This is a genomic window from Paenibacillus sp. 01T442, assembly GCF_056398345.1.
In genome coordinates, this window is the sequence record NZ_JBFTPF010000205.1 from 1 (window position 1) to 833 (window position 833).

1 protein-coding gene is annotated in these 833 nt (G+C 46.3%); it reads right to left on the reverse strand.

The annotated features are described in order from the left end of the window. The coding region (locus tag AC1DLM_RS35430; protein WP_477572630.1) for an extracellular solute-binding protein at window positions 1–597 on the reverse strand (597 nt) is incomplete at its 3' end. Window positions 598–833 lie beyond the last annotated feature (236 nt).

Genomic DNA, 833 nt, shown 5'->3' on the forward strand with positions numbered 1-833 from the left:
GATCATTTCAGCTGTGCTGATACCGCCATTACTGAACGTGTGAGGAATGCCAAGCATTTTGCCATCAATTGTAGCAGCCTTAATCCCGACGCCACCATCTTGGTTCAACATATCTTTCAAATACTGCGAGCTGTATTGTGCCCATAATTTTGTTAAGTCCTCTAACTGACCCGCATCTGCCAAACGCTTCATTTCCTCTTTATTTACCTCAAGGAAATCTGGAATATCGCCTGATGCGATGGACACATTCAGCTTCTGATGGTACTGCGTTGAATCGACAGTCCACGTATTCTTCACTTTAATCCCGTAGTCTTGCTCGAAAATTTTGGTCCAAATATTGCTGTCGATCGAATCGCCAGCTGCATATTTGAAAGTTGCGTCGACCGAACGCACCGTCGTCACTTCAATTGGCGGATCATATTTCGCCAACGGTTCTACTTTCACTGCTGCCGTTTGAGCAGCCACTGGACTAGCCGATGCCGTTGCGGATTTGGACGCCTCTGGTTGATCCGTCGAATTGCTGCATGCACTTGCGACAACTGATAATAACATAATGGAGCCTATCGAAACCGCCCCGTATTTTCTCCCTTGCTTCATGGCCATTTCCCCCTCGTTCGCCTATTATTCCAACTGGATACGTTTTCATTATAGAATCACTAGAGCATGGCTCGAAACGGGACATTCTTGCGAACCTTGCTTTTTATTACACTCTTTGTATCTCTTTAGGATAAATGATGGCCCAGGGGGATGGCAAGGTGAGGTGAGGTGAGGTGAGGTGAGGCCAAGATAAGACAAGACAAGACAAGACAAGACAAGACAAGACAAGACAAGGC